We start from the raw sequence: 26,326 nt of genomic DNA on the forward strand, positions 1-26,326 counted from the left end.
ACTATAGCAGAAAGCCGTCAAGCTTATGACGGGGTTTTAAACCCAAATTTCTGATAAAAGTACAAGTGATCAGTCAAAACACTTAATATGTTTTCCTGACCGCTGCACCAGTACGACACTGCAACCCTACAATTCCTCTATTCTCAGGTATTTCTTTCGATCGGGCGATCGCACAAAAGCCACTAAATCCTATCCGCCCTTTGCCAAACAATCTTTCAGCCCGTAAATTGCCCTCTCCTGTTGATCCCTCGAAAGTTCCGGGAACATCGGCAAAGACAAGACTTCGCGACAAACTTGCTCAGCTACAGGCAACTGACCGGCTTGATAGCCCAAAGATTTGTAAACAGGTTGCAGGTGCAAAGGTAACGGATAGTAAACCATCGAACCGATGCCGGATTCCTGCAACTTAGTCCGCATCGAGTCGCGGAAATTACCAGAAGGATTTGGCGCGCCTTCTGGACTTGTCAGCCGGATTGTGTCTTGACTTGTCAAGCGAATTGTATATTGATTCCAAACAGGCTTGGCTGCTGGCAATTCCTTGGGGACAGCAACTCCGGGCACGCGGGAAAGAAATTCGCTATAAACGGCTGCTTTCTCGCGCCGTTGGGAGTTCCAACTGTCGAGATACCGCAACTTAATGCTGAGAATCACCGCTTGCAGGGCATCCAGACGGCTGTTGTAGCCTATTTCCTCGTAAAAATACCTAGAAGACTGTCCGTGCTCCTTAAGCATACGCATGGAAGCTGCCAGGGCGCGATCGTTTGTTGTCACCGCGCCGCCGTCACCGCAAGCGCCTAAATTTTTGGTCGGATAAAAGCTGAAGCAGCCCACATGGCCGATGCTGCCGACTTTTCTAGACTCCCACTCGGCCCCGACAGACTGGGCGCAATCTTCGATGACGGCTAAGTTATGCTTGGTGGCAATTTCCATCAACCGAGTCATGTCTGTGGGTTGTCCGAAAATGTGAACCGGCATAATTGCCTTGGTTTTGTCGGTAATTGCCGCTTCCAAAAGTTCGACATCCAGATTAAAAGTCCCGCTGTCAATATCGACAAATACGGGAGTTGCACCCACAGCGCTAATTGTTTCAGCGGAAGCGAAGAAGGTAAAAGGAGTGGTAATTACTTCGTCGCCGGGGCCGATTTTGAGAGCTCGCAAAGCCAAAATTAGGGCATCGGTGCCGGAGTTGCAGCCAACGCAGTCGGAAACGCCTGTGTAGTTGGCAAACTCTTGCTCAAAACTCTTGACGGCGGGGCCGCCGATGTAGCCGCCAGAGGCGAGCACTTTTTGTACCGCAGCGCCGATTTCGTCGCCAATCTGGGCGTACTGCTGGGTTAAATCGAGGGGGGGAACGTTATTCACTCTTGACACCACAAATTGCAACCATTATCAAAGCAAATTCTTACAGCAAAACTGTTTCTCAGAAACCTTTATTCAAATATCTTATAGTTGGACGGGCAAACAATCACTTTATCGAAAGGGAGCGCGGATGTTAATTCTGCTAGATTTTACTGATTTGGGTTGGGCTTTGGGGATGGTGGCGATCGCGATCGGGCTTTCGGCGTGGCAGGGATTGGGGTTGGAAGGGGCTCTGGCGATCGCGGCGGGGCGCACCTTGATCCAGCTAATCGGAGTCGGCTACGTGCTCGCCGTGGTGTTTGCGCCGGAGGGGAAAAATCCGTGGCTGGTGTTAGCAGTGTTAGCAATCATGCTGGCCACGGCTAGCATGGTGGCCACCAACCGGATTAGCAAAAAAATCAAGCACTTGCTGCCGTTAGTTGTGGGTTCGATATCGATCGGTACGGCGTTTACTCTGGCCTATACACACTTGCTAATTTTGCAACCTGATCCCTGGTACGAACCGCAGTATTTGATTCCCCTAGCGGGGATGATTTTGGGCAATGCGATGAACTCAGGGGCGATCGCTGGTGAAAGACTTGTGAGTACAGTTAACAGCAGCCAATTAGAAATAGAAACCCATTTAAGTTTAGGATCGACTCCGCAGCAAGCAGTAAAACAGTACCGCAAAGATGCGATCAAAGCTGGATTAATCCCCACATTAAACACAATGACAGTCGTAGGTATCGTAACATTACCGGGAATGATGACGGGTCAAATGTTGAGCGGTGTCAGTCCTTTGGATGCAGCATCTTATCAAATTTTGATTATGTTTGTGTTGGCGCTAGCAACTTTAATCGCCACTCTATTGTTGACTGAGGGATTGTGTCGGAGTTTTTTTAATCAAGATGCACAATTAATCAAATGGTAATTGGGAATTGGGCCTTGGGCATTTATAATATGAATAGCGCTTATCAGAAAAATTAGGTACGTTGTTGGGCTTCAGCCCTCTGAGTTTAATGATTATCGATCTATCAGTTACACCTCATCTTTTTGAGAAAGGCTATAGGTAAGAACTTGCATTTAGCCTTATTTTCTTGAACAGGCAAGATGCCTGTTCCACAAAGAGTCAGTTTATCTTGTGGGGTGGGCTTCTAGCCCGCCCGATTCATCACCAAGGAGAATAACCATGATTCAAATAGCAGCTAAAACGCTAACTTTTGAAGAATTTGCGGAATGGAAGCCAGAAAACGGACGTTACGAACTGCACAATGGAGAGATTGTTGAAATGTCACAGCCATTAGGAGACCATGAAGAAGTTATCGGTTTTTTAGCCTCCGAATTAACTGCTGAGTTTAGAAAAGAAAAACGTCCATACTTCATCCCCGGAAAAGCATTAATTAAGCCACCAGAAAACGAATCAGCTTATTCGCCGGATATTCTGATATTAAATCGCCCCAACTTAACATCAGAACCTTTGTGGAAAAATTTTTCAACCGTAACTCAAGGAGCATCAATTCCGCTGGTTGTTGAAGTCGTTAGCACGAATTGGCAAGATGACTACATAAAAAAGGTAGGTGAATACGAACTAATCGGCATTCCCGAATATTGGATTGTGGATTATCTCGGTTTGGGCGGCCGTCGATTTATTGGGAATCCCAAGCAACCGACTATTTCGATTTATCGGTTGATTGATGGCGAGTATGAAGTTAGTCAATTTCGGGGAGATGATAGGATTGAGTCGCCAACTTTTCCAGAGTTGAAGTTGACGGCACAACAGATTTTTCAAGCGGGATTGAGTGAAGGATAAAATTGCTGGAAATAACGATATCGGGTAGGGACACGGCAATGCCGTGTCCTCTATTTCATCGCCGTGTTGTCTATTTCAACCGCCCGCTGATATAACCGATGAGGCTAGACCAATTTCTAGGCTTTGCGCTTGATTAAAACGCTAATAAATTGTCCCGGCTTTGGGCCTCGCTGCAACTTACTCCAATCGCCGACGGTGGCGAATCCCAGCCTGTACAAGGTGTGGATGGTTTCTAATACGGTTTTCTGGGAACCGACAACCGTTATCTGCACGATTTCCTGTTCGGATACTGCACAGCCGTCATTTGGCTGCACGGAAGAGTTATCGTCAGGCACGAATTCCTGTGACATAATTATGGTCTCCTGGTTTTTGGTTGTTTTCTGGGAGGAAAACCCAAAAACCCAGCCGCCCCGCATACTAACAAAAGGCAGGGCGGCGACAGAGAATGCTAAGATTCTCGATCAGCCTCCAGACTGCTCATCTCAGTTTGGCGGTTAGCTGTCCGTTGCTGCTGGTTACAGCTTCGGACAGTGCAACTAGATTTTCGGGCGATCGTGGCTGCTTCATCTTCGAGCAAAGCAACCTTAATTTCACAGCGTAGCGGCTTCTGGGGCCGCCGTCAATACATTTAAGATTTTAGATTTTCGTCCCACAACTCGGACACTGCTGCACCATCAGCTTTTAATGCTCCATCTTTACGATGACCTAAATATCTGGGAGGACGGAATCCTAAGCTTTGTTGGAAATTATCTATAATTTGATTAATATTTTTCCAGCAAGAATTCTCTGTGCCAGCTTCTAAACCACTCCATTGATATAGATGTTGCAGCATCTCAGGGTCTAACCAGTCAATTTTTTGCACTAAAGTGCGATCGGCTAATTTAGTAGCGGTTCGTGCGTCTGCACTACTTTCGACAATCACTACAAACTCAATCATTAATTTCTCCTGCAACCACCCAATCTTCTCCCTCCGCATCCCAGAATTCTCCGGTGGTTAAAGTTTGTTTTGCCCATTCTACATCAGGATGTTCATCTAATCTTTTGCAACGAGTCACACCGGAGTTATTGTTACTTAATACATGAACTTGAGACGGAGTAAGTTCATCCACAATGTAGGGAGAATGGGTGGAAAAAATAATTTGCAGGTTGTTGTTTTGTTGAATAATTTCTTTAAAAACAGCGATTAATTCTCGTTGTGCTTTTGGGTGGAGTCCCTGTTCGACATCATCTAGTAACACTAAATTAGGTTGAGTTGGATTTATCAAAACAGTCAGTAATCCGAGGGCGAGCATTGTTCCTTCGCTAATCGCATGGGCTGGAATGCGTTTACCAGTATTCATGTCTAGGACAACTTCTTGCCCTGTCATTTCCTGACTTTCTTCGTAGGAGATAGATTTGCCATCGACTTCGATTAAGCGTTGGCGATTTACCATAACCTTGGCTCGTTTTACGCCTACTTCGCGTACACCTGGTACAATCCGTTTCAACATTTCTTGTAAAGATTGAAACTTATCTGGAGCTTCGTCACGAAGATAGTCTAAGGTAGGTGCTAAGCCTGAACCATCGAACTCAACTCGCGGAATGATTGCATCGCTGTAAGCTGCTTTAGCAAGATTAGTAGCTACTAGCTTAAGATGAACTGAGTATCTCAAAGATTCAGGAATTGGCTCTTTCGTAGTGATTAAGGAAGTTTTAGACATTACTTTCCTATATTCCTGGTTTTTATCGGCCTTCCATGATGCTGTCGGAAACCAAGAATGATTAACTCTTTGTCTCCAGTCATAAGAAGCTTCCCAATCATTACGCTCTTGGTCTCCCCAAAAACCATTTGCAGTAACAGACATATTATTTTGCCCAATAGTTGTAATAAATTGAGGCGCTCTTTCATCCTTAAAAATATCTTCAAATGATGAATTAGTAAGCTGACTGAGATAATGCAATGCTTGCAAAACGGATGTTTTACCAGAACTGTTTTGTCCTACGAGGGCGTGTAAGCCTGAATTGTCAAAATTAATTTCTGTATCTTGATGACTTTTGAAGTTATGAAGTTTTACCTTTTCTAGCATTGGATTGCTAACACCATTTCATACAGTATACTAGCGATTTCAGTCGCGGATTCCCCAATTAATACTCATCGACAAAATCTGGATGAAGCCACAGAAATTCGCGGCGCAATTACTTCGGGAGCATCTCAGTTTTGTTGTTATAGTGCTGTCCACTCCGAGCGAGTATTATACAGCTCGCTCTTGGTGGACAGCACTGCAAGCAAGATGGTTTTTGCAAAAATGTGATGCTCCCAGAGCGCTGAAGCGCAACTACGTACCTTTCCGGAGCGCTGAAGCGCAACTACGTACCTTTCCGGAGCGCTGAAGCGCAACTACGTACCTTTCCGGAGCGCGCGCAACTACGTACCTTTCCGGAGCGCTGAAGCGCAACTACGTACCTTTCCGGAGCGCTGAAGCGCAACTACGTACCTGCACTGCAAACATGAGATGCTGCCATTACTTCGGTTCGTGACTCGCAATCCGCTTGCCTTCGCCATCGTACACCTGCATCGGAATTTTCGCATTTTCCGCGATCGCCTCCAAGGCCTTTTGCAAAGTAGCAACGTGCTTTTCCACAGCTTGGCGACTCTTCACAGAATTATTGTTATTCGCCTGAATGAAAGTTTGTTGCAACTTCTCCACGTAATCGGAATTCATCTGCACCGCAATCAAACCATTGCTCACAGTATAGTCACAAATTTTTGGCTTGCCTTTGCAAGTTCTATCTAAATCCGTGCGCGCTTTTTGCAAGTTTCTTTCTTCCCGCAACTTAACTTCCGCTTGCTGCAAAGATGTTGTATAGGATTCAATCAGCGGTTTGGCTTTTTGGGAATAGGAAGTAGCCGTCGGAACTTGCTCCGCATAACTCAAAGCTCTTCGCCAGTTTTCCGATGCTTTAAACCAGCCGTTTTTGCCCTCAAAAATTCGAGCTTCCGCTGCTAAAGTCACAGCTTGAGTGTAGGCATTTTCCGAAATTCCTTCCACATTTCGGCGCTCGCGAGCTTGTGAAAGCTTGGTTTCGTATTTCGGAACTAGCAATCTACCTAGTTGATAAGATTGCGTGTTGCTGGGAATTTCTGATATAATTCCTAGGGCTTTTTCCCAACCTGCTTCCACTTGTCCCCATGTCTGCGATGTCTGAGCTACTGCTTCCCGAGCTTCTGCTATTTGGGCTGCACTTTTGGCGGCGATCAACAGTTTTTCGGCTTGTTTTTCTGTGCCTAATTGCCGATTTCCAGTGGCTAAATTCTTTCGGTATTCCTTCGCCTTTGTCTGAGCATATGGATAAACTGGGCTGCTTGTGGGGATTTCTCCGAGTTGGGCGATCGCACTTTGCCACAATGTTTCGGCTTGCTGCAAGCTCTGTTCGGAAACAGGCCGATTTTGGGTTTTCCCGGCTGCCGACTGTGCGAGGCGCGCTGCATCGATCGCAGATGTGATATTTTGACTTTGCTCTTGATATTTTTCGATCGCAGTTTGAGCCTCGCCGCAATGAATTGACCAAGCCGGAATTGGTTCCAAAAGTGCGATCGCCTGTTTTAACTGTTCCTGCGCCTCTTCCGGGCTGCTAGCAACCTTGGAAGTTTTCAGAGTCTTCGCCGAATTGTCGCTCAACTGTTTGGCATTGGCTAATGCAGTACATTCTCCGATGACGCAGGGGCGACTCAGCAGGTAATAACCGCCCGCCAAAATCACCGCCACCAGACTTACCATTCCGGCCACCACTAACATCGTAAACGGTGAAGTCTTCGGCGTTTCGGCGACTGTTACCGCTTCCATATCCAGCGCATCGAAGGGATTTTCTGCGATATCTGGCCCGATTGCAGCTACCTTAAAGGCGATCGGATCGGAATCGCTGGAACTCTCGGAAAAATTAGGGAAATATTCATCACCGCCCGCATTTTTAACATCCGTTTCTAACGGTATTTCCTCCGCTACATCCGCCGTCTCAGCAGCATTTTCGGCTAAAACTATCCCTGTTTCTGCTGCGGGTTGCTTCTCGGGTTTTTTCAGCACTTCCACTGTTCTGGGTCTTGACAAAACAGGGTTGTGCATGGTAAAAGAATGGAAAGCATAAGGCTGTTTTTGCCCGGTGATTTTGAGGCAAAGTCCAATCTGTTGAATCGATTCCGGTTCTATTTCGAGAATTGCTGCTTCTAGCACCGCAAAAGTCGGTTTAGCTTTGAGAACTAAACTGCGCGGGTGTTCTCCCACGACAGTTAAAGAGTCATCTCGAAAATCGCAACTGATATAAAGCGGTAAATTTTTAAATCCGGCTGCTTGCAAGTGCTTTTGTAACTCTACTTCTAGAATTTGTGCCTTGCTTTGTCGCGCTGCTACTGTCATATTTTTTCCTCCTCTGTCTACTATCACCACACTTGAAATTTTAGATTTTAGATTTTAGATTGCAATTTCGGATTGTGAAATTGCAAAATAGTCGGTATTCTGATTTGTTTGAACTTTTGCACAAACTCAGGCAAATCTTAAGTCTCAAATCTCAACTCTCAAATCTTAACTCTCAAATTTCAACTTGCAAGGCCTCTCCATAACTTTCGCTGAAATAAACTTGAGTCACGTCAAAACGACCGCCGTATTGTTTCAAAGGTTCTGCTGCATAACCAAGCGGTAGCAAACAGCATACATCTACTTCTGCGGGAATTTGAAAGGCTTCTTTCACCTTAGCTGCGACAAAACCTTCCATCGGACAACTGTCTACTCCAAAGCTTTTAGCTGCAATCATTAAATGAGCTACTGCGAGCATTGTATGTCTGTTTGTCCAAGCTTCTACGGACTCAAAGCATGGATGGTTCTCGAACAATTGCGGGATTGCTTGTCGCATATAACCAGCTAAATTCTCGTTCATTCCACCTACGGCTTTGCCCAATTCGATGACGGCTTCGGTGTTTTCGGGTTGGGCGGCGCGCCGATCGCCACAACAGATTAACACGATTGGGGCTTCTACCACTTGCCGCTGGTCGAAGGCACAAGCTTTTAATTTTTCTTTACTGGCTGGATCTTTAAGTACAATAAACCGCCAAGGCTGCAAATTATAACCGGAGGGCGATCGCACTCCCAAGCGCAAAATCTCTGCCAATATTGCTGGGGGAATCGGATCGCACTTGAAGCTGCGCGCGGCCCGCCGGCTTTCGATCGCAGTTTTAACATTAATTGAAGGTTGGATTTCAATTGGCATGGATTATTGGTTATTAGTTATTGGTTATTGGTTATTGGTTATTGGTTATTGGTTATTGGTTATTGGTTATTGGTTATTGGTTATTGGTTATTGGTTATTGGTTATTGGCTACCAACTACCAACTGTCAACTGTCAACTGTCAACTAAGAGGGCTCTCACGGGGCACTGCCCCTACAACTGTCAACTGTCAACTGTCAACTGTCAACTGTCAACTGTCAACTGTCAACTGTCAACTGTCAACTGTCAACTCTATCCCAAGCCCAACTCGCGCTTGAGTAAATTAATCGACTTAGAGCCGATGTAATTTTCCGAGCATACCAGTTGCGGGGGACGAATAATATCCTCTCGGGCCGCGTTAATGGCAGCTTTTACTGTAGCAAAACTCGGTTGGTCGCAGAAAATAGTTCTAGCCGATCGCACGATCGAGTTAATCTTGTAAGCATCCGACAGCAAAGCCGTCATCACCAGCAAATCCTCGCCCCGGAGACTGTGAATAATCACTTCAGTCGATCGCAACATTCCCGAACTCAGGCTCACGATACCCAAATAACTGTCCTTCGGCAAACTCCCCACTAACTGAATTTCCTGAACATAATCATAGATGTCTACGGGAATCACTCGCACCGAACGCGGCGCCGAAATCAATTCCGCTTGTCCGATAAAATAACGACTGGTGATTACAGTTCCCGCAGAGATGTTATCCAGAAAAGTACCTAAATCTTCCATCGCCACTAACTGGATGGGAATCCGCAAAGCTTGTTCCAGTTCTTTCGCCATCAGCTCACCCACGCCGATGTCTTCTGTGGGGGCTGTGACGACCACCCGCGCGCTGCACCGGAGTCGCCAGTCAATTTCGGCCAAAAATAATTCCCTAGCTTGGTTGAGCGTACAGCCCTGTCCCAGCAGTTGATCCATACTTTCTTGCACTATTTTATTGGCAAGGGGATATTCATCAAGAATCGGGGATTTGAGTTTGCTGCCGCCTTCGTGCCCTTGGGCGCGCACGTAAATCCCCGATCCGGCTTGGGCTTCTACGAGTCCGGTATTTTCTAGTTGTCGGTATACTTTGCTGATGGTGTTGCGGTGCAAACCCGTCTGCATCGCTAGCTGCCTCGTGCTGGGCAAGCGGTGCCCGGGCGGAAACTGGCGCGAGGCGATCGCAAACCTGATTTGATTGAATAGTTGCGTAGATGCAGGGATCTCGCTATCTGTTTGAATATGAAACTGAACCATATTAAAGGCTCCGACGACTTTAATTTAATATTGCTATCAGAAAATTGGGTTAAAAACCCCGTCCTTTTAGGACGGCTTTTTGCCATTGTTAAGTAAAATGACAAATCCATCTCCACAAATGAATATGGTAGAATAACCACATCAGACAAGATGTAAAAACCTACCCCCGGACTGGGGGAAAGTCTACGCCCAAAACATTTTTGAGGAGATATGACCACGCACTCTTTTGTGCAAACGTGGTCAGCCTGGGAACCCACGCTTGCGCGGGATATTAAGACCCAAAAGTCTTAAGAATCCTCGTACCTGATAGTCGAGGAGTGTCAAAGGATCTATATACCGCACATGGGATTGCCCGGATATCTCTGCATACAGCATAATCTGATTTGGTTCCTCTGCGACGGCAGTTTTGCTTGATTTGCGATCGGGCCTGATTTGTAAGTGCGATCGCAGCCTCCGGCGTTTCCCTCAAAAATCAGCCGTAGGGTGCGTCAGTTTGACAATTCTCAATCATTATCAAAAATCTCACAACTGACGCACCATTTATCCCCGGGTGCGTCAGTTGTGAGATTGTGAATTTATCGCAAAAATTTGCCAAGCTGACGCACCCTACTGCACTTAATTTGATTTAATCTACGGCTATTTCCATCTCACTTGCAGTCTTTCTCCCCTTCATAAAATAAGTCCGCATTTCCCCTTTACCCTTAATCTCAATCAAACCCCGCTCTTGAAATTCATATTTATCCCGCAGCAACTCGTAAGTATAGATACTAACTTGAATGCTGCCGGGGATGCCGTGAGATTCCATGCGGCTGGCTGTATTCACCGCATTTCCCCACAAATCGTAAATGAATTTTTTAGTGCCGATTACCCCCGCTACCACCGGGCCGCTATTAATTCCGATGCGGATGTCAAAATTCGAGTCTAGCTTCACATTTAATTCCTGAATTGCCGCTAGCATATCCAGTGCCATTTCGGCGATCGCCTCTGCGTGATCTGGGCGCTCAATGGGAATGCCACCTACTACCATATAAGCGTCCCCGATCGTCTTAATTTTTTCCAACCCGTGCTTGTCAGTCAGTTGGTCAAAAGTTGAAAAAATTTCATTCAGCAAGTATACCAATTTTGTGGCGGACATCGTAGTAGAAATTTGAGTAAAATTCACCAAGTCAGCGAAAAGAATTGTAGCTTTTTCAAACTTGTCCGCAATTACCCCCGGTTCGTGCTTCAACCTATCTGCAATAGCTTCTGGTAAAATATTTAGCAGCAAACTATCAGTTTTTTTCTGTTCTTTTCTGAGAGCAGATTCCATCTGCTTGCGCTTGGTGATATCGTGAAAGAATACAGAAATGCCATCGTGAGAAGGAAAAGCCCGCACTTCCAACCAGACTTTTAAGGGATGATAATATTTGTCAAAAGTTACTCCGACTTGTTTAGATACAGCTTCATGAGACTCTTTATAGAATACCGAATTTACTAAATCTGGATACTCTTCCCAAAAATTTTTACCAAAAAGTTCTTCCGGCTCGCGCTGCAAAAATTGCGCTGCTTTATAATTGACGTAAGTAAATCGCCACTGGGGATCGAGAGCAAAAAAAGCATCACTCATTCCTTCTAAAAAATTGACAATTTGCTCGTCACTAGAACGGAGTTTTGCTTCTACTTGTTTTTGCCTGAGTTGCGCCCGCTTTAATTTAGCATAATTAATTCGCAACTCCATTTGGCTAATAACTTGCCTTCCTAAAGTCCGCAGGGCTTCTAGTTGTTCTGAGGTGAGATGGCGAGGAACTGTATCTATGGCGCACAAAGTGCCAATGGGGAAACCCTCAGGAGTTACTAACGGTGCCCCAGCATAAAACCGAATATTTGGATCGGAAGTTACTAGCGGATTGCCGGCAAAGCGATCGTCTTCCATAGCATTAGGTATAACTAGCAATTCGTTGGGATTTAAAATAGCGTGAGAACAAAATGCTATCTCTCTGGGAGTTTCTGTTGCTCCAAGACCGACTTTTGATTTAAACCACTGTCTGTTAGTATCTACTAAGCTGACTAAAGCAATAGGAGTGCCGCAAATATAGGATGCTAAAGCTGTTAAGTCATCAAAAGCTCCTTCGGCATCTGTATCGAGAATATTGTAGTGGTTAAGTGCTTTTAGCCTGTCTGCTTCATTGCTAGGCAAAGGTGCAGATTGCATCGGTGGCGGTGCGACTACACTTTTTGTCCGAAAAATGCGCGCCAGTCTCCGTGCTGCAAATTTTTGGACTTGCACCGCTAGTTTTTCAACGAACACAAACAGACCGATTTGCCAAGCTTTATTCATATTTATTTATGTTGGTCACACATGATGGAAGTGCGGGCGATCGCACTGAAAGCATCTCAGGTTTGCATTTGTAGTGCATTTCAAGAGTTCTCGTGCTATGTATAGCACGCAAGCCAGCACAGCACTTTCAACAGTTGACAGTTGACAGTTGACAGTTGACAGTTTGAGAGCGACCTCTACCCTTAAGTCAGAGGATTGGAGTAATGAATAGTCTAATTTTCATTTCTCCCTCAAAGGGAAAGGCTTTCAACCAATTCTTTCTGGTAAAAAAAATGCTTTTTGCAAAAATTGAGATGCTGGCGATCGCACTTTTGGCGATCGATACCTATGCACTTATCCCAACTAAGTCCTCAATCTCCAGAGCTTTTGTTGGCAGTTCCCCCGTCAATACTTCTCTACCCCCTGCGCTCACAAGTATATCATCCTCAATGCGTATCCCCCGGACATCCGCAAATTTACCCAACTCGTCCCAGTTTACGAAATTTTCATATTTGGCGCGAGTTTCTGGGTTATTTAAGATAGCCGGAACTTGGTAAAAACCCGGTTCAATCGATACCAGCATTCCCGATCGCAAAACACGATTAAGTCGCAAAAATCCCAGCCCAAACCGACTGCTTCTCACTCTCCCCGCTTCATAGCCTGCCAAATCTCCCAAATCTTCCATATCGTGAACATCCAAACCAATTAAATGTCCGATTCCGTGCACAAAAAACAGCGCGTGAGCATCCATTTCTACCAAATCGTCAACATTACCCCGCAAAATACCCAAATCGACCAATCCTTCCGCCATAATTCTAGCAGCCAACAGGTGAATGTCTTGATATTCCACGCCGGGACTAATCTTATCAATACAAGCATCATGGGCTGCCAAAACTACATCATAAATCGCTCTTTGAGTCGGAGAAAACTTGCCCGAAACCGGCCAAGTGCGAGTCACATCAGCCGCCCATCCCATTGACGATTCTGCACCGACATCTGCTAACAGCAAATCTCCTGCTTGTACCGGATTGTGATAGTGTTCGCTGTGCAAAACTTCCCCCTGCACGGTGACAATACTTGGGTAGGCGTAAGTCATATTTTCCGAGATGATCACACTTTCCATAGCCGCCCGCACACCCGCTTCAATCTTAGCTGTTGGAGTTGCCCTCATGCCCGCTTTGTGAGCTGCTACGGTGACAGCCGCAGCTTGACGCAATTCAACCAAACTGGCTGCATCGTGGCTCAGGCGCAGCGAGACGATCGCCTGAGTTAACTCTAGATCGATGCCGGTTGGCGATTTGGAGGGTGCTAAAGAGCGATCTAGAATATCCGACTGTTGCAACCGGATCGAGCTATCCTGAAGGGCGATCGTAGCTGCATTTGTCCCTCGCGCTTTCAACTCACTCATGGGGAAAGCAGCATCAGCGCCAATTCGTTCAGCAATTTCCGCTCTTTTCGGCATTTCCCCGTGCCAAAGCGTGCTACCAGGATCGGCATCATCTAAGAACAGTTCTAACTTGCCCGATTCTAAACGAATCGCAGCATTTTCTAACGGCAAACCAGCAAAATATAGAAAGTGACTGCTGGCGCGAAAAGGATAAACAAGTGCCGGATAATTGCGAGGAATGCTGCGGCCAGACCATAGAATTACAGGAAAATCAATTAAACTGGCCAGTTTTTGCCGCCGTTCGTGTAAAATATTTCTTAACAATTCATCACCTTTTGTAATTTGCATGGGTCAAAATTCATAATTTTGAGTTCGGTTTGTAGTAAGGACTTCAGTCCTTTGATTCTAAGCATCACAGCACAAAAGTCCAGGCTTCAAATTTAGCAGCCATTTTGGGGAAAAGCCTCATCTTTATTTTCTTTTTTGCTGCACTCTTTAGTGCTATGTTTGCGATCGTCTTTGTCATCATCCTGGGCCTAATTTTGTTCACCACGAACCTTCGCCGACTGCCAGGATAAAAAAGTTGAAAGTGTTACTGCACAAGCAATACAGCAAGAATTCAACACCCGGGATCTGCCAAATTAGTCGATCGGATTGTTGTTGATTTTGTGACATGAGTAATAGCCTCTATTGACGATCGTATATTTTAGACTTTAAAGTATAAGTAAATTCACTGAAAAAAATATGAAAACTTCTCACACAACTTCTAAAACTTCGGTGCAAGTACGCGATTGGCCGATCGAACACTTGCCGGGATTGAGCAACGCAAACCAGTCTCAACTAGAAGAGTGCGGCATCACAACAATCGGACAACTAATTCGGATGACGAAAACACCGGCGGCGAAAGTGCTGCTAGCACAGCAATTACAGATTAACGTTCAAAATCTTAATAAATGGGTAGCAATGGCAGAGCTGGCTCGAATTCCGAGTGTAGGCTGTCAGTATTGCGGGCTGTTGCTGCACGCAGGCGTTGCTTCAGCCGCTCAATTGGCTCAAATGCCTGTGGAGAGACTGCACCAACAAATCCTCAGACTCCACGTAGCGACAATGCAGCGCAATGATTTGACTCCTTCAGTCGATCGCGTGCAAAAATGGGTTCTACAAGCTAGATTAGTTAGCAGTCATTAGTTATTGGTTATTAGTTATTAGTTATTGGTTATTGGTTATTTGTTGCTTCCAATGCCCAATGCTTTTCGACCCAATTCCCAATTCCCAATTCCCAATTCCCAAATATTATGTCTGTTCAAGTTTACGGAATTCCCAACTGCGGAACCTGCAAAAAAGCTTTCCAGTGGCTCAAAGATAATGCTGTTATTTACGAGTTTATTAATACAAAAGAACAGCCACCCACTCGCGAAACCATTCACAACTGGGTAGATTCTTTAGGTTTTCAACCAATGCGAAATACATCCGGTCAATCTTACCGCGCCTTGGGCGACGACAAGAAAGAGTGGACGAGTGAAAAATGGGTTGAAGCCTTTGCTAGAGATGCAATGCTGCTGAAACGTCCTCTTTTTGTTAAAGATGGAACGGCTGTGTTAGTAGGTTTCAAAGCCGAAGTAATTCGCGAAAAATTAGGGATTTGAACAAACTAAGTTCAGCGTATTTTTCGCATAAACTTCATTTCACCGATATCATCAGTGAAACCCCAGCGTTTGTAAAATGGTATCATTTTCGGCAAACAGTTAAGAGACAAATTCTCCACGGCTTGCAGTTGGGGATGATTTAAGACTGCATCCATCAACACCTTACCCAGTCCCATCTTTCTGTATGTTGGGTGGACAATTACATCAAAAATCGTGGCTCTGTAGACAAAATCAGTCATGACGCGAGTAAAGCCAATTAGTCGTAGCTTGCGGGGCGGGACGCCATCGCCCTCATCGACCAAACCAATGATAACATCCGTGGCGGCAAGCATTTTCACCACATCCTCGCGAGTGCGCTTGTCGCACCAAAACTCGTTTTTGTACAAATCCATCAAGTCGGAAACCTGACTTTCAGTCAGAGTTTCGACGATTCGATACTTATCCATGTTGTCGGTCATACTGAATTTTACCGTAATCTAGTTTAATTGCGCGATCGGCTAGATCGAAATAGCGATCGTCATGACTAATCACAAACACCGTTTTCCCGCGGCGCTTCAACTCCGGTAACAACTGCTTGTAAAAAATATCCCGAAAAAACGGGTCTTGATCCGAAGCCCACTCATCAAACAAATAAATCGGCCTATCTTCCAAATAAGCCGTCAACAAAGCCAACCGTTTTCGCTGTCCCTGAGACAAAGCCGTAGTAGATAAAATACCATCTTTCACCTCAACCTTCTTATCCAAATGAAATTCTCGCAGATATTCAGCCGCCTGATTGTCCAAATCGTGATTAGTCATCCCCAAAAGGCGATCGAACAAATAGAAATCCGAAAAAATAGCAGAAAAATGCTGCCTGTACCACTCTCTATTGTCATTAGTAATATGCTGTCCATCTAAGAGAATATCTCCAGATTCAGGAATGTACAAACCAGTAAGTAACTTAGCAAAAGTAGACTTACCGCTGCCATTACCACCCACAATAAACACCAATTCACCCGGATGAAACTTTAAACTAATTTCGCCCAAAACAAAATTACTGTCTTCCTTATCTCCCGGATAGCTGTGAGTAGTCCCCTTCAACTCCAGGATTTTCCAATCAGCATTTTTCACTGGTTGAAGCGCAGCATTTATCTCAGCTTGACTCGCCAAAGCCAATCCCATTTTCTCAATCTTCTCCACAGAAGTATTAGCCCTAAAAATAGCCGGCAACCTTTGCAAAATATTCTGAAACGGAGACATCAAATAGGTACTTGTCAGAATATAAGCTGACAAAACAGGCGTAGAAACTGCCACAAATTTCGGCACAGCAAACAACAGCAAACCAATCAGCATAAAAAATAGCAATTGCCCGACTCCCGTCGCCACTGCTGCGGTATTCAGCGCCTGCAAATTGTAATCGCGGGAATCAGCAGCACTTACCTGCAACTCTTCATCAAAAAATTCCTGACGGCGCAACGAATGCAGTTTAAGTTCCTTAATTCCTTCAGTAATGCTGCGAAAATGCTTGAACAATATATCTTGTTCTTCCCGCGCCAAATCAAAAAATTTCCGCATTTTGTTAAGCAGCAACTGTACCGTACCAATAGTCAGCGCTAAAAAAGCAAATACAACAGCAAAAACAACCCCCGAAAGCGTGCTTAAATAAGTCAAACACCCAACAACAACGGCAATATCAACGCAGAGAAAAGGAATCAAAAATATAGTATTAGAAAGAGTTCCCACATCATCGGTAAGGGTAGCCAGCAACCGATTAGCGCCCAATTCTTCCAAGTGCCGCAAAGGAGAAGACAAAATCCCTCGACTCAAACTCAGCCGCAAATTGTAAACAGCTTCTTGAGAAAGGTAGATTAACAAAAATTGGGATATAACTCCGGTGATGAGGGCTAAAACTGCCAATCCAGCAAAATACCAGACTAAATTTTGATTGGAATTATCGCTGATGGCGCGGTTGATGAAAGCAATTAACTGGGCGCTGCAACCACCGCTAATTAAGCCTGTGAGTATGGCGATGGAAACATTCAACCAAGAAGCTTTTAATAGTAGCCAGATTACATTCATGCGATTTTACTTTGAGTTTAATAAGTGTTCGTAGTGAGGACTTCAGTCCTCTCTTATTTGAAGAGGACTAAAGTCCTCACTACGAACCTGATTGATGCGGACTAAAGTCCTCACTACGAACCTAATTGATGCGGACTAAAGTCCTCACTACGAACCTAATTACTGATGCAATTCAGTCTCGTCTGTTTCAAATATTACTTGATTGTAAATCTCGCTCATTGACATTTGCACTCCCAGCCCAGGGAAAGCAACTGTTACAGATTCTCCCTCATATTCCTGAAACAACCATTGATTTGATTCATTCTTAATATATTGTTCCACTAAAAATTCTTGTTGGCTGACTAATACGTACTCGCGGAATTCAGGGATCGATCGATAAAACCGAAACTTATCCTCTCGATCGAAATCCTTAGTAGACTTAGAAAGCACTTCCACAATCATGATTGGATTAAGTATCTCATCACTGCGCCCTTCGCTAAAAACTGGTTCTCCTTCAATCACCATCACATCGGGGTAAGTTCCCCGTCGATATCGAGGAATCCACAACCGCAAATCGTTGTGAAAAAGCTCAAAAGGCTGCCCCTCCAGCAAGTTTCCTAAAACTCTGCTCAAATTTCGGATAATCCGGCTGTGATTAATTGTGCCGCCTGTCATCTCTACAATTTCTCCATCGCGATATTCATTTCTAAACTCGGTAGTTTCTTCTAACTCTCGGTACTCATCTGGAGTATAAAAGTTTTGCTTGGTTTTTACTAACATTTTCACCTCTGTTGCGACTTTGTTAATTATTGACTTCGGAAGCATTCATTTCAATAACTGTTGCTTCATTCAGCACGGGAAAATTTACCGAATTCGCAATATAACAAACATGATGTGCATTGTCGTGCAAACTGCGTGCTTTTTCCAAATCATTACCAGCTTCGATGGTTACTTTCGGACGTAGAATTACCTCGGTAAATCTAATTTTGCCATCTTTTTGTGTCATTGTACCTGTCGCTTCATCCGAGTAAGAAATCACCCGAATCGCAGCACGAGCACATAAAGCAAGATAGCTCAACATATGGCAAGCTGACAGCGACATTACCAATAAATCTTCTGGATTGTACAGTGCAGCATCGCCCCGAAAAGTTGGGTCTGCTGAACCTAGGAATGGTGGTTTACCCTCGATATTTATTGTATACTCGCGAGAATAAGCATCATAAGATGAAGTAGTACCTTGACTGGCACCTGTCCAAACTGTATGGATGCGGTAGGTGTGTTCTTTGCTCATTTATATTAATTTGGTAATTAAAATTATAATTAATATTATATCACAGGATCTGTTTGTAGTGAGGACTTCAGTCCGCATCAAATGCTGAGGACTGAAGTCCTCACTACGAACCGATTTTTTGAATTGAAAAAGCGCCTAACTTGTTACAGTTAGGCGCTATATAATCTTTCAAGATTCCCGAAAATTAATCGTTGCGAGACACAAGATTTGATTCAACTTTAGTAGTTGCAACTGGTACAATCCGACTCAATGCTGATTGCAGCATCGGAGTTTTGGTGACAGAATCGTTTGCTAAGTTAAACAAAGGGTTCGATAAAATTCCTGCCAATGTTGTTGCAACTAAGGTGAGTACAACGCTGACCTGCAATGGCCGCATTCCCTGAAGGTTCCAGCGAACTGGCGGATAGTTTTTCACGGAGTCTGACATTTCTTGAGGTTCTTTTACTACCATCATTTTGACGACGCGGATGTAGTAGTAAATTGAAACTACGCTGGTGATTAATGCCAGGATAACTAAGCCGTAAAGTCCAGCTTGCCAGCCTGCCCAAAATAGATAAATTTTGCCGAAAAATCCAGCCAGTGGCGGAATTCCACCGAGGGAAAGCAGGCAAATACTTAAGGCTAATGTTAGCAGCGGGTCTTTTTGATACAAACCGGAGTATTCGCTGATTTGGTCGGTTCCTGTCCGCAGGGAGAAGAGGATGATGCAGGCGAAAGCGCCTAGGTTCATGAACAGGTAAACCAACATATAAAATATCATGCTGGAGTAACCGGCTTCGGTTCCTGCGACTAAACCAATCATCACAAATCCGGCTTGGGCGATCGACGAATAAGCTAAAAGCCGCTTCATGCTAGTCTGGGCGAGGGCCACCACATTGCCTAACACCATGCTGAGTATGGCTAAGGCTGTGAATACGAAGTGCCACTGTTCTGTGAGTGCGGGGAATGCACTTGTTAATAACCGGATGGCTAGGGCAAAACCGGCGGCTTTGGAACCGACGGAAAGGAAGGCAACAACTGGTGTGGGCGAACCTTCGTAAACGTCTGGAGTCCATTGGTGGAAAGGAACTGCGGAGATTTTGAAGGCGATTCCGGCGATCGCAAAAATCAATGCAATCACCAAACCAAGAGATTCACCGTTATTAACTGTAGAAAGGTTGGCTGCGATCGCACTTAGAGTAGTTTGGCCGCCAGACAATCCGTACAGCAGCGAAATACCGTAGAGAAACACCGCCGAAGAAGATGCACCAATTAACAAATATTTCAAAGCAGCTTCATTGGAACGCGGATCGCGTTTTGTGTAACCCGTCAGCAAATAAGACGAGATACTCAGAGTTTCCAACGAAATAAAAATCATCACCAATTCATCGGCGCCACTGAGGAACATTCCCCCCAAAGTAGCCGTGAGCAAAATGCCGATAAATTCCGCTAAAGCAGTACCCGTTTGCAGTACGTAGCGCACGGATATCAAAATAGTGACAGCCGCCGTCAAAGCGATAATTCCGCGAAACACCAAACTCAAGGCATCGCTGTTAAAACCGCCCAGAAACGAGATAGTGTTAGTGTTATCCCACTGCAAACACAAAGCAGCGACGGCGGCTAGCAAACCCGCAACGGCAACGTAGGGAGTCCAAGCCGAGGAACTGCGGCCTACGATTAAATCGCCGACGAGAACCACCAAGAGGGTGATGATGACAATTCCCTCGGGTAAGATAGTTCCAGCGTTTAGCTGGGCTGCAAGAGTAGCAAAATCCATATTTTCAGTCACGTTGGGTAATACAGGCCCAAAAGGCTGTAATGGGCAGTTAGCTCGTAAAAATTCTTTACCAAACTGGATTGTAGCTGATTACAGCTTCGCGATCCCAGTTTTGAGATGTTTGTTGCCAGATAAGTTGATACAAGGTACGTAGTTACTCTCTTTGCGCTCTTTCATATAGATTTAAAGAGCGCTGAAGCGCAACAACATACCTAAGCGTTAACTCCCATATTCTGCCTGTTGCGTCCAGGAGTGTAGAAAATTTAACCAATTACTCAACATGACTGACTCGCTAAGTGCCTACAAACAGCAGATTCTGAATGACTTTAACAACCGCCCGGATTACGAAAATGAATTTCACAAACGGGCTGCAACTCGGTTAGTAGAATTGGCAAAATTGCGATCGCACCAGCAAGTTCTAGATATCGCTACCGGCACAGGTTTAGCGGCGATTGCGGCGGCCCAGGTTGTTGGGGCTCTTGGCTGGGTTTTGGGAACTGACTTTGCTGCGGGAATGTTGCAGCAAGCGAGGCAGAAAGTTGCAGGTTTAGGGCTGGCGAATATCGAGTTTGCCGAAGCAGACGCCGACGAACAAGAATTTTCCGACAACCAATTTGATGTAATTTTGTGTTCCAGTGCGATCGTCTATTTTACAGGTATTCCACAAGCTCTCCGTCAATGGTACAATGCTCTGAAACCGGACGGAACTCTCGCGTTTTCCTGTCTGGCAGAAACCTCTCCAACTACATCTATATTGTTTCGGGAAGTTGTGCAGCGATACGGCATTACGATTCGCAATCCCAACGAGTTACTGGGGACGCACGAGAAGTGCTGCCAAATTTTGCGATCGATCGGGTTTGAGAATATTGAAATTACCAACGAGCAATTTGGATTTGACTTACAAGATGCAGAAGCTGCTTGGAATGGCAACGCAAACAGCGCATTTGGACTTCAGGGAGTGCAATGGTCATACCAGCAATGGGAACAATGCAAACAAGACTATTTTGCCGCAATAAATGCAGTCTCAAGGGCACAAGACTTTTGGAACGATGTCACAATATTTTTTGTAATTGCCCGCAAATCTAATATAGGCGATCGCCCAAGCTCCGAAAATTTTTTCGCTTCACCCCTTGACACTGACGCCACGTGAGGGTTTTACGATTGATTCATTCCGCGATCGACTCTGAACCGAAAGGAGGAAAGGTATGCCACCCTTGGCGATGAAAGTCGGCGATTTGGCAAAACAAACAGGTGTGTCCGTCCGGACACTGCATTACTACGAAGAAATTGGTTTACTCTCGCCGTCGGGGCGGACTGAAACAGGCTATCGGCTGTATGCGAATAATGACATTATCCGCTTGCAGCAAATCGTATCGCTGCGACAAATCGGCTTTTCCTTAGAGGAAATCCGAGGATGTTTGGAACAGCGGAATTTCTCGCTAGAGCAAATCATTCAACTCCATGTAGCGCGTCTGAAAGAACAGATTGATTTGTCTCACCGATTGCTCAACCGATTGGAGTCGATTTCTAGCAGTTTACAATCGGCACAATCGGTTTCCGTCGAAAATTTGATTCACACCATTGAGGCAATTTGTATGTTTGAAAAATACTACACGCCTGAACAATTGGAAACCATCAAGCAACGCCGGGAGTTGTTGGGAGAGGAACGAATCCAGCAAAGTCAAACAGATTGGCAAAAACTCATTGAACAGGTTCGGACTCAAATGAAAAACGGCACAGATCCGGCTGACGAATCGGTGCAAGTCTTGGCTCGACGCTGGCTATAACTGGTTCAGGAGTTCACGGGCGGTGATGCGGAAATTGCGCGATCGCTCAACAATATGTATCAACAGGAAGGAGTAGAGGTTGTCTCCCAGGGTGCACTTGATTCAGCCGTGTCTGAATATATCGGCAGAGCGATCGCAGCCTTGAAACAATCAGCATAGTGAGTTTCCAGAAACTGGCTAAAAAATTGGGCGTTGCTTAATCAGGGTATGAAAAAAATAAGTTAAAAATCCCCAAGCTTTGTCGATACTGGTTTCTATGACTGGCATATTTAGCCTTTCATACCGTACTGGCGAGTTCGTATTAGCAACTATACAAAATAACCGGGCATTTGTTAAGAAATTTGAGATTTTGTGCTGCTGGCGATCGACTTATGATATATTTCTTAAACCTGAAAGCGGGAAAGTCCGGTGCAATTCCGGCGCTGTGCCGCAACTGTGAGAGTCAGAATGCCGATTTCAGGGCGCGTTTGCCGCGTTTACTTTTAGGTTCCCTGCGTCGCACGGGGAAGGAGATTATTTGTTGCTTTTGAGTGATTTACCGACTTGTCCCGGCTTATTTTACGGTTCCCAAGCCCGAGACGGCGTTTTATCGAGGATGCGGATTCCGGGGGGAATTTTAAATGTACAGCAGTGTTGGTCGATCGCCAATTTAGTCGATCGCTACAGTATCGGCTGTTTGCAAGTCACAAATCGGGCAAATTTACAAATCCGAGAATTGCACTCGGAAATTCCCTCAGAAGTTTGGCAAGATTTACAGGAATTGGGATTAGCGTCTCGGCGCGTTGAAGTTGACCAAATTCGCAATATAATGGCAAGTCCGACAGCAGGAATCGATCGCCAAAACTTACTGGATACTCGCCCGCTAGTTGCAGCTTGGGATAATTACCTGCAAACCCATCCTGAGTTATCGGAACTTTCCGCTAAATTCAGCATTGGCTTTGATGGCGGAGAATTAGTTTCTATCCGGAATTTCCGCAATGATATTTTATTAGTGGCAAAAAGGCGATTGACAAATTCCAAAATTATTTTTGGTCTGCATTTCAACGGCGTTGAGACCGGAATTATAATCGAAGAATCGCAATGTATTTTAGTATTAGCAAGCTTAACAAACGCGTATCTTGAATATACAAAAAGTCAGCCTCGAATTGATGGTAAAAAACCGCGTTTGCGTCATCTACTCGCTGATTGGGGTACAGAAAAATATCTAGAACAAGTAGAGAAAAATTTGCCGTTTGCATTGCGGCAAGAGGCGATCGAACTTTTTCTAAAAGACATATCCAACAACTCTTGTGGAACAGGCATCCTGCCTGTCACGAGCGCACCCAACGGTAATCTCGGCATTCACAGTCAACGACAGTCCGATTTCTCCTACATCGGCATTGCACTCCCCCTAGGCAAGCTAGAATCAAAGCAACTGAGAAATTTGGCAAATTTAGCCCAAAATCTAGGCGGAAGCACCCTGAGACTTACGCAGTGGCAAAATCTGCTGATTTCTGACATCCCCAACTCCCAGGTTTGCGAGGTCAATCAGCAAATCGCCGATTTAGGATTGCACTCATCTGCAACTCGCCTAGATTCCTGCTTAGTTGCGTGCGCCGGTAGCAGCGGCTGTGCGTCAGCAGCGACAGATACTCAAAGTGACGCCCTAGCAATGGTGAGGGATTTAGCGCAAAAACTGACGATCGACCGATCGATCAATATACATTTCAGCGGATGCGAAAAATCCTGCGCCCAACACCAGCCAATAGATATCACCTTAATAGGAATTCAGATTCAGCAGAAAGGCGAAACAATCCCAGGTTACAACATTTATGCAGGTACAAAAGACTTGCCCTTTGGACGGCAAATATTCCCAGCCGTCAGTGTAGCCGAGATGCCTCGTGCGATCGAGCGAATGTTGCGCGTCTACCAGCGGTTTCGAGAACCTCGCGAGTCATTAGGTGAATTTTGCGATCGGTGGGCGATCGACAAATTGCAGAAATTACTGAACCCAGAAAATCATTAAAACAGACAAACTGTCATTATCTCCCCTTCTCTTTCTTACTTCGCGCCCTAGCGCTGACGCGCGGCTTCGCCTAAAGCGCCTTCGCGGTTCATTAAAAAAAGCCATTCCACAAATCAAACAAACTTCCCCTAACAATTTTAAATAAAGTTAAGTACAGTCTCCCAATTACCAATTCCCAATGCCCAATTCCCAATTCCCAATTCCCAATTCCCAATTCCCAATTATCTTAATGATTGACTACATCCGAGACGGAACAGAAATCTACACCAAATCCTTCGCCACAATCCGCGCCGAAGCAGACTTATCAAACCTGCCGCCAGACTTAGAAACAGTCGCAGTGCGACTAATTCACAGTTGCGGAATGATCGACATCGTTAAAGACTTAGCAGCTTCCCCCCTTGCCGCCACCCACGGGCGCAAAGCCCTCGCAGCAGGCGCACCAATTCTGTGCGATGCCAGGATGATAGCCGAAGGCATCACCCGCAAAAGGCTTCCCGCAGACAATCCAGTGATTTGCACCCTCTGGAATCCCGATGTACCGCAGTTGGCGCGGCAAATCGGTAATACTCGATCGGCAGCAGCACTCGATTTGTGGCTAGATAAGTTAGATGGTGCAGTTGTGGCGATCGGCAATGCCCCGACTGCTTTATTCCGATTGCTGGAAATGCTGGATGCTGGAGCCCCGAAACCGGCATTAATTCTGGGTTTCCCGGTAGGATTTGTGGGGGCGGCCGAATCCAAAGCCGAACTCGCTGCCAACAGTCGGGGAGTGCCATTTATCGCGCTACACGGACGGCGCGGTGGCAGTGCGATGGCAACAGCAGCCGTGAATGCGTTAGCTAAAGAGGACGAACTATGACTAAGACTACTGGTAAATTGTACGGATTGGGCATCGGCCCTGGCGATCCGGAATTGATAACTTTGAAAGCTTATCGGATTTTGCAATCGGTGCCGGTGATTGCGTATCCGGCGATGGAAAATGGTAAAGTGCTCGCGCGCGCGATCGTCGCAGATTACTTGCGCCCAGAACAAATTGAGATTCCGATGCCACTGCCTTTTAGCCCCACGCGATCGTCTCAACCGTATTACGATATTGCAGCCGAGAAAATTGCCGCCCACCTCAGCGAAGGGCGGGATGTGGCGGTTTTGTGCGAGGGCGAACCTTTTCTCTACGGCACGTTTATGTATTTGTTCAACCGTTTGTCGGGCAAATTTACAACCGAAGTTGTGCCGGGAATTTCTTCGACGATGGCGAGTGCGAGTGCCCTGGGAGTGCCACTGACTTATCGTAACGATGTGTTAAGTATTATGCCTGCGACGTTGGACGCTGATGTTTTGCGCGATCGACTGGCGCTGGTTGATGCTGCGGTGATTATTAAGCTGGGGAGGCACTTTGCGAAAGTTCGAAACGTGCTGATTGAGTTGGGACAATTCGATCGCGCACTATATATAGAACGCGCAACTATGCCGAATCAGTCCATTCGGGCGATCGCCGATGTCGATCCGGCCCAGGTTCCCTACTGGGCGTTGGTCATGATACCCAGCCAGCAAAAGTCTGTATCTTGACCTTATTCAACCCACATTCCGCACCCTAGGGCATCACACAGTATAATTACCCTGAAGGCGTTGCTGAATCAGGGTATGAGACGATAAAAAATGCGAGATTGGAGCCGAAAATGATTTCTGGGATTTTGATTGGGAATTGGAACATCTCCAAATTTCAGATAATGAATTAGTAATTTAACTGTCGGGGCGACAAGTCGCCTATAACGCAATACGGTTCACTTAAGACAGATCCCCCCTAACCCCCCTTAAAAAGGGGAGTAGGGGGTGGGACAAGAAGCTCTTAAAGTCCCCGCAACGATGCGGGGGATGCGAGGGGGATCTCCGGGCATAAATAGGGCTTGCTGAAAAAGTCAGAAAACAGCATTTAGAAAGATAAGTGAATTCGAGATCGCCTCGGCAATATAAGTTTTGTCAATTCTTTTCTGCCGAAACATAGCTTTTACCAATGATTGGAGCCAAAAAACATCCAAAAAGGTTTTTGTTATGAAATAGACCGAAAAAAAGCCAAAAAGCCTGCCGTAGCAGGGCAGAAAGATTCATCACCAGAAAAGTTATTGCGATGCTTGTTTCAGAAGTATTATTAAGTTTAGCCATCACTCTACCGAGGCTAAATCTTCTTTTAGCTTCTCCAAATTTCCCCTCAATTAAGTTACGAATTCTCTCGTCTGATTGAGCTTGTTTTTTCATTGATTTGCTCAGATTTTTGGGAGGTCTTCCTAGACGGACACCGCTCATTCTGATGCCGAGTTCTTTGCACCAAGCTCTATTTTCTTGTGTTCGATATATCCGATCTACATGAATTGATTCAGGGTAAAATCCGGTGAATTGTTTAAATGTTTCTACTTGTCTTTTAAGGTCTCCTGATTCGTTGAAGTTATCCCAACTAATTCGGTCTAAAAATACGTACCCATTTCGACAACTGGCTGACAGTTTTGC

Annotated in this window: 25 protein-coding genes and 1 riboswitch; of the genes, 10 read left to right on the forward strand and 15 right to left on the reverse strand. The window is 45.4% G+C overall.

The features are described from left to right. Window positions 1-189: 189 nt before the first annotated feature. Window positions 190-1,362, reverse strand: a complete 1,173-nt coding sequence (locus tag JGK36_RS09180) for a DegT/DnrJ/EryC1/StrS aminotransferase family protein (protein WP_293178362.1) — start codon at window positions 1,360-1,362, stop codon at window positions 190-192. A gap of 127 nt (window positions 1,363-1,489) precedes the next feature. Between JGK36_RS09180 and fetB the strand changes: the two genes are divergently transcribed. Together fetB and JGK36_RS09190 are read left to right on the forward strand one after the other, a co-directional pair. Next, on the forward strand, window positions 1,490-2,269 hold the full coding sequence (fetB, locus tag JGK36_RS09185; RefSeq protein ID WP_293178359.1) for an iron export ABC transporter permease subunit FetB: 780 nt from the start codon (window positions 1,490-1,492) through the stop codon (window positions 2,267-2,269). A gap of 258 nt (window positions 2,270-2,527) precedes the next feature. Continuing rightward, complete coding sequence (locus JGK36_RS09190) at window positions 2,528-3,148, forward strand: Uma2 family endonuclease (protein ID WP_293178356.1); 621 nt, start codon at window positions 2,528-2,530, stop codon at window positions 3,146-3,148. A 116-nt stretch (window positions 3,149-3,264) separates the two neighbouring features. Here the strand turns inward: JGK36_RS09190 and JGK36_RS09195 are convergent, their stop codons facing one another. From JGK36_RS09195 to JGK36_RS09215, 5 genes are all read right to left on the reverse strand, one after another. Continuing rightward, window positions 3,265-3,498 (reverse strand): hypothetical protein, encoded by a 234-nt coding sequence (locus tag JGK36_RS09195; protein ID WP_293178353.1) that lies wholly within the window; start codon window positions 3,496-3,498, stop codon window positions 3,265-3,267. Between the two features lie 278 nt (window positions 3,499-3,776). Next, window positions 3,777-4,085, reverse strand: coding sequence for a hypothetical protein (locus tag JGK36_RS09200; protein WP_293178350.1), 309 nt, complete (start codon window positions 4,083-4,085; stop codon window positions 3,777-3,779). Beyond that, complete coding sequence (locus tag JGK36_RS09205) at window positions 4,078-5,214, reverse strand: AAA family ATPase (protein WP_293178347.1); 1,137 nt, start codon at window positions 5,212-5,214, stop codon at window positions 4,078-4,080. The genes JGK36_RS09200 and JGK36_RS09205 overlap by 8 nt, the downstream gene beginning before the upstream one ends. A 435-nt stretch (window positions 5,215-5,649) precedes the next feature. Next, window positions 5,650-7,539, reverse strand: a complete 1,890-nt coding sequence (locus JGK36_RS09210; RefSeq protein WP_293196464.1) for a hypothetical protein — start codon at window positions 7,537-7,539, stop codon at window positions 5,650-5,652. Between the two features lie 172 nt (window positions 7,540-7,711). Next, window positions 7,712-8,386 carry a nitroreductase family protein gene (locus tag JGK36_RS09215; protein ID WP_293186709.1) on the reverse strand — a complete coding sequence of 225 codons (675 nt, stop codon included), beginning with the start codon at window positions 8,384-8,386 and terminating at the stop codon, window positions 7,712-7,714. Between JGK36_RS09215 and JGK36_RS09220 the strand changes: the two genes are divergently transcribed. Continuing rightward, window positions 8,385-8,690 carry a hypothetical protein gene (locus tag JGK36_RS09220; protein WP_293200895.1) on the forward strand — a complete coding sequence of 102 codons (306 nt, stop codon included), beginning with the start codon at window positions 8,385-8,387 and terminating at the stop codon, window positions 8,688-8,690. The two genes, JGK36_RS09215 and JGK36_RS09220, sit on opposite strands and share 2 nt — an antisense overlap. On the opposite strand, the gene JGK36_RS09225 is transcribed toward JGK36_RS09220, so the two are convergent. From JGK36_RS09225 to JGK36_RS09235, 3 genes are all read right to left on the reverse strand, one after another. Next, complete coding sequence (locus JGK36_RS09225) at window positions 8,636-9,619, reverse strand: GntR family transcriptional regulator (RefSeq protein ID WP_293186711.1); 984 nt, start codon at window positions 9,617-9,619, stop codon at window positions 8,636-8,638. The two genes, JGK36_RS09220 and JGK36_RS09225, sit on opposite strands and share 55 nt — an antisense overlap. A gap of 625 nt (window positions 9,620-10,244) precedes the next feature. After that, window positions 10,245-11,936, reverse strand: coding sequence for an adenylate/guanylate cyclase domain-containing protein (locus tag JGK36_RS09230; protein WP_293196462.1), 1,692 nt, complete (start codon window positions 11,934-11,936; stop codon window positions 10,245-10,247). Between the two features lie 325 nt (window positions 11,937-12,261). After that, complete coding sequence (locus tag JGK36_RS09235; RefSeq protein WP_293186713.1) at window positions 12,262-13,650, reverse strand: aminopeptidase P family protein; 1,389 nt, start codon at window positions 13,648-13,650, stop codon at window positions 12,262-12,264. Window positions 13,651-14,046: 396 nt separating this feature from the next. Between JGK36_RS09235 and JGK36_RS09240 the strand changes: the two genes are divergently transcribed. Both JGK36_RS09240 and JGK36_RS09245 read left to right on the forward strand, forming a co-directional pair. Next, window positions 14,047-14,490: a DUF4332 domain-containing protein gene (locus JGK36_RS09240; protein WP_293186714.1), complete on the forward strand. Its 444-nt coding sequence runs from the start codon at window positions 14,047-14,049 to the stop codon at window positions 14,488-14,490. 107 nt (window positions 14,491-14,597) lie between these two features. Further along, window positions 14,598-14,948 (forward strand): Spx/MgsR family RNA polymerase-binding regulatory protein, encoded by a 351-nt coding sequence (locus tag JGK36_RS09245; RefSeq protein WP_293196460.1) that lies wholly within the window; start codon window positions 14,598-14,600, stop codon window positions 14,946-14,948. An 11-nt stretch (window positions 14,949-14,959) separates the two neighbouring features. Here the strand turns inward: JGK36_RS09245 and JGK36_RS09250 are convergent, their stop codons facing one another. The 5 genes from JGK36_RS09250 to JGK36_RS09270 form a co-directional block, all read right to left on the reverse strand. Beyond that, the gene (locus tag JGK36_RS09250) at window positions 14,960-15,406 is read right to left on the reverse strand and encodes a GNAT family N-acetyltransferase (RefSeq protein ID WP_293196458.1); all 447 of its coding nucleotides are present in this window, start codon (window positions 15,404-15,406) and stop codon (window positions 14,960-14,962) included. Next, window positions 15,387-17,006 carry a cyclic peptide export ABC transporter gene (locus JGK36_RS09255; RefSeq protein WP_293196456.1) on the reverse strand — a complete coding sequence of 540 codons (1,620 nt, stop codon included), beginning with the start codon at window positions 17,004-17,006 and terminating at the stop codon, window positions 15,387-15,389. The genes JGK36_RS09250 and JGK36_RS09255 overlap by 20 nt, the downstream gene beginning before the upstream one ends. 159 nt (window positions 17,007-17,165) lie before the next feature. Then, window positions 17,166-17,765: a Uma2 family endonuclease gene (locus tag JGK36_RS09260; RefSeq protein ID WP_293196454.1), complete on the reverse strand. Its 600-nt coding sequence runs from the start codon at window positions 17,763-17,765 to the stop codon at window positions 17,166-17,168. 22 nt (window positions 17,766-17,787) lie between these two features. Continuing rightward, window positions 17,788-18,276 (reverse strand): OsmC family protein, encoded by a 489-nt coding sequence (locus JGK36_RS09265; RefSeq protein ID WP_293186719.1) that lies wholly within the window; start codon window positions 18,274-18,276, stop codon window positions 17,788-17,790. A gap of 184 nt (window positions 18,277-18,460) precedes the next feature. Next, entirely contained in the window at window positions 18,461-20,032 is a 1,572-nt protein-coding gene (locus tag JGK36_RS09270) for an NAD(P)H-quinone oxidoreductase subunit N (protein WP_293186720.1), read from the reverse strand. 280 nt (window positions 20,033-20,312) lie between these two features. On the opposite strand from JGK36_RS09270, the gene JGK36_RS09275 reads away from it, so the two are divergent. The 5 genes from JGK36_RS09275 (at window position 20,313) to JGK36_RS09295 (ending at window position 25,390) form a co-directional block, all read left to right on the forward strand. After that, window positions 20,313-21,182: a methyltransferase domain-containing protein gene (locus tag JGK36_RS09275; protein WP_293186721.1), complete on the forward strand. Its 870-nt coding sequence runs from the start codon at window positions 20,313-20,315 to the stop codon at window positions 21,180-21,182. Window positions 21,183-21,237: 55 nt separating this feature from the next. Continuing rightward, on the forward strand, window positions 21,238-21,819 hold the full coding sequence (locus JGK36_RS09280) for a MerR family transcriptional regulator (RefSeq protein WP_293186722.1): 582 nt from the start codon (window positions 21,238-21,240) through the stop codon (window positions 21,817-21,819). A gap of 357 nt (window positions 21,820-22,176) precedes the next feature. Continuing rightward, window positions 22,177-22,293: riboswitch (cobalamin riboswitch) on the forward strand. Between the two features lie 52 nt (window positions 22,294-22,345). After that, window positions 22,346-23,824, forward strand: a complete 1,479-nt coding sequence (gene cobG / locus JGK36_RS09285) for a precorrin-3B synthase (protein ID WP_293186723.1) — start codon at window positions 22,346-22,348, stop codon at window positions 23,822-23,824. Window positions 23,825-24,053: 229 nt separating this feature from the next. Next, window positions 24,054-24,683, forward strand: a complete 630-nt coding sequence (locus JGK36_RS09290; RefSeq protein ID WP_293186726.1) for a precorrin-8X methylmutase — start codon at window positions 24,054-24,056, stop codon at window positions 24,681-24,683. Further along, window positions 24,680-25,390, forward strand: a complete 711-nt coding sequence (locus JGK36_RS09295; protein WP_293186724.1) for a precorrin-2 C(20)-methyltransferase — start codon at window positions 24,680-24,682, stop codon at window positions 25,388-25,390. Before JGK36_RS09290 ends, JGK36_RS09295 begins: the two co-directional genes overlap by 4 nt. Before the next feature lie 411 nt (window positions 25,391-25,801). Here the strand turns inward: JGK36_RS09295 and JGK36_RS09300 are convergent. Next, window positions 25,802-26,326: transposase (locus JGK36_RS09300; RefSeq protein ID WP_293186725.1), on the reverse strand; the 525-nt coding region annotated here is incomplete at its 5' end.

This window comes from Microcoleus sp. PH2017_35_SFW_U_B (genome assembly GCF_020737865.1).
GTDB lineage: Bacteria > Cyanobacteriota > Cyanobacteriia > Cyanobacteriales > Microcoleaceae > Microcoleus.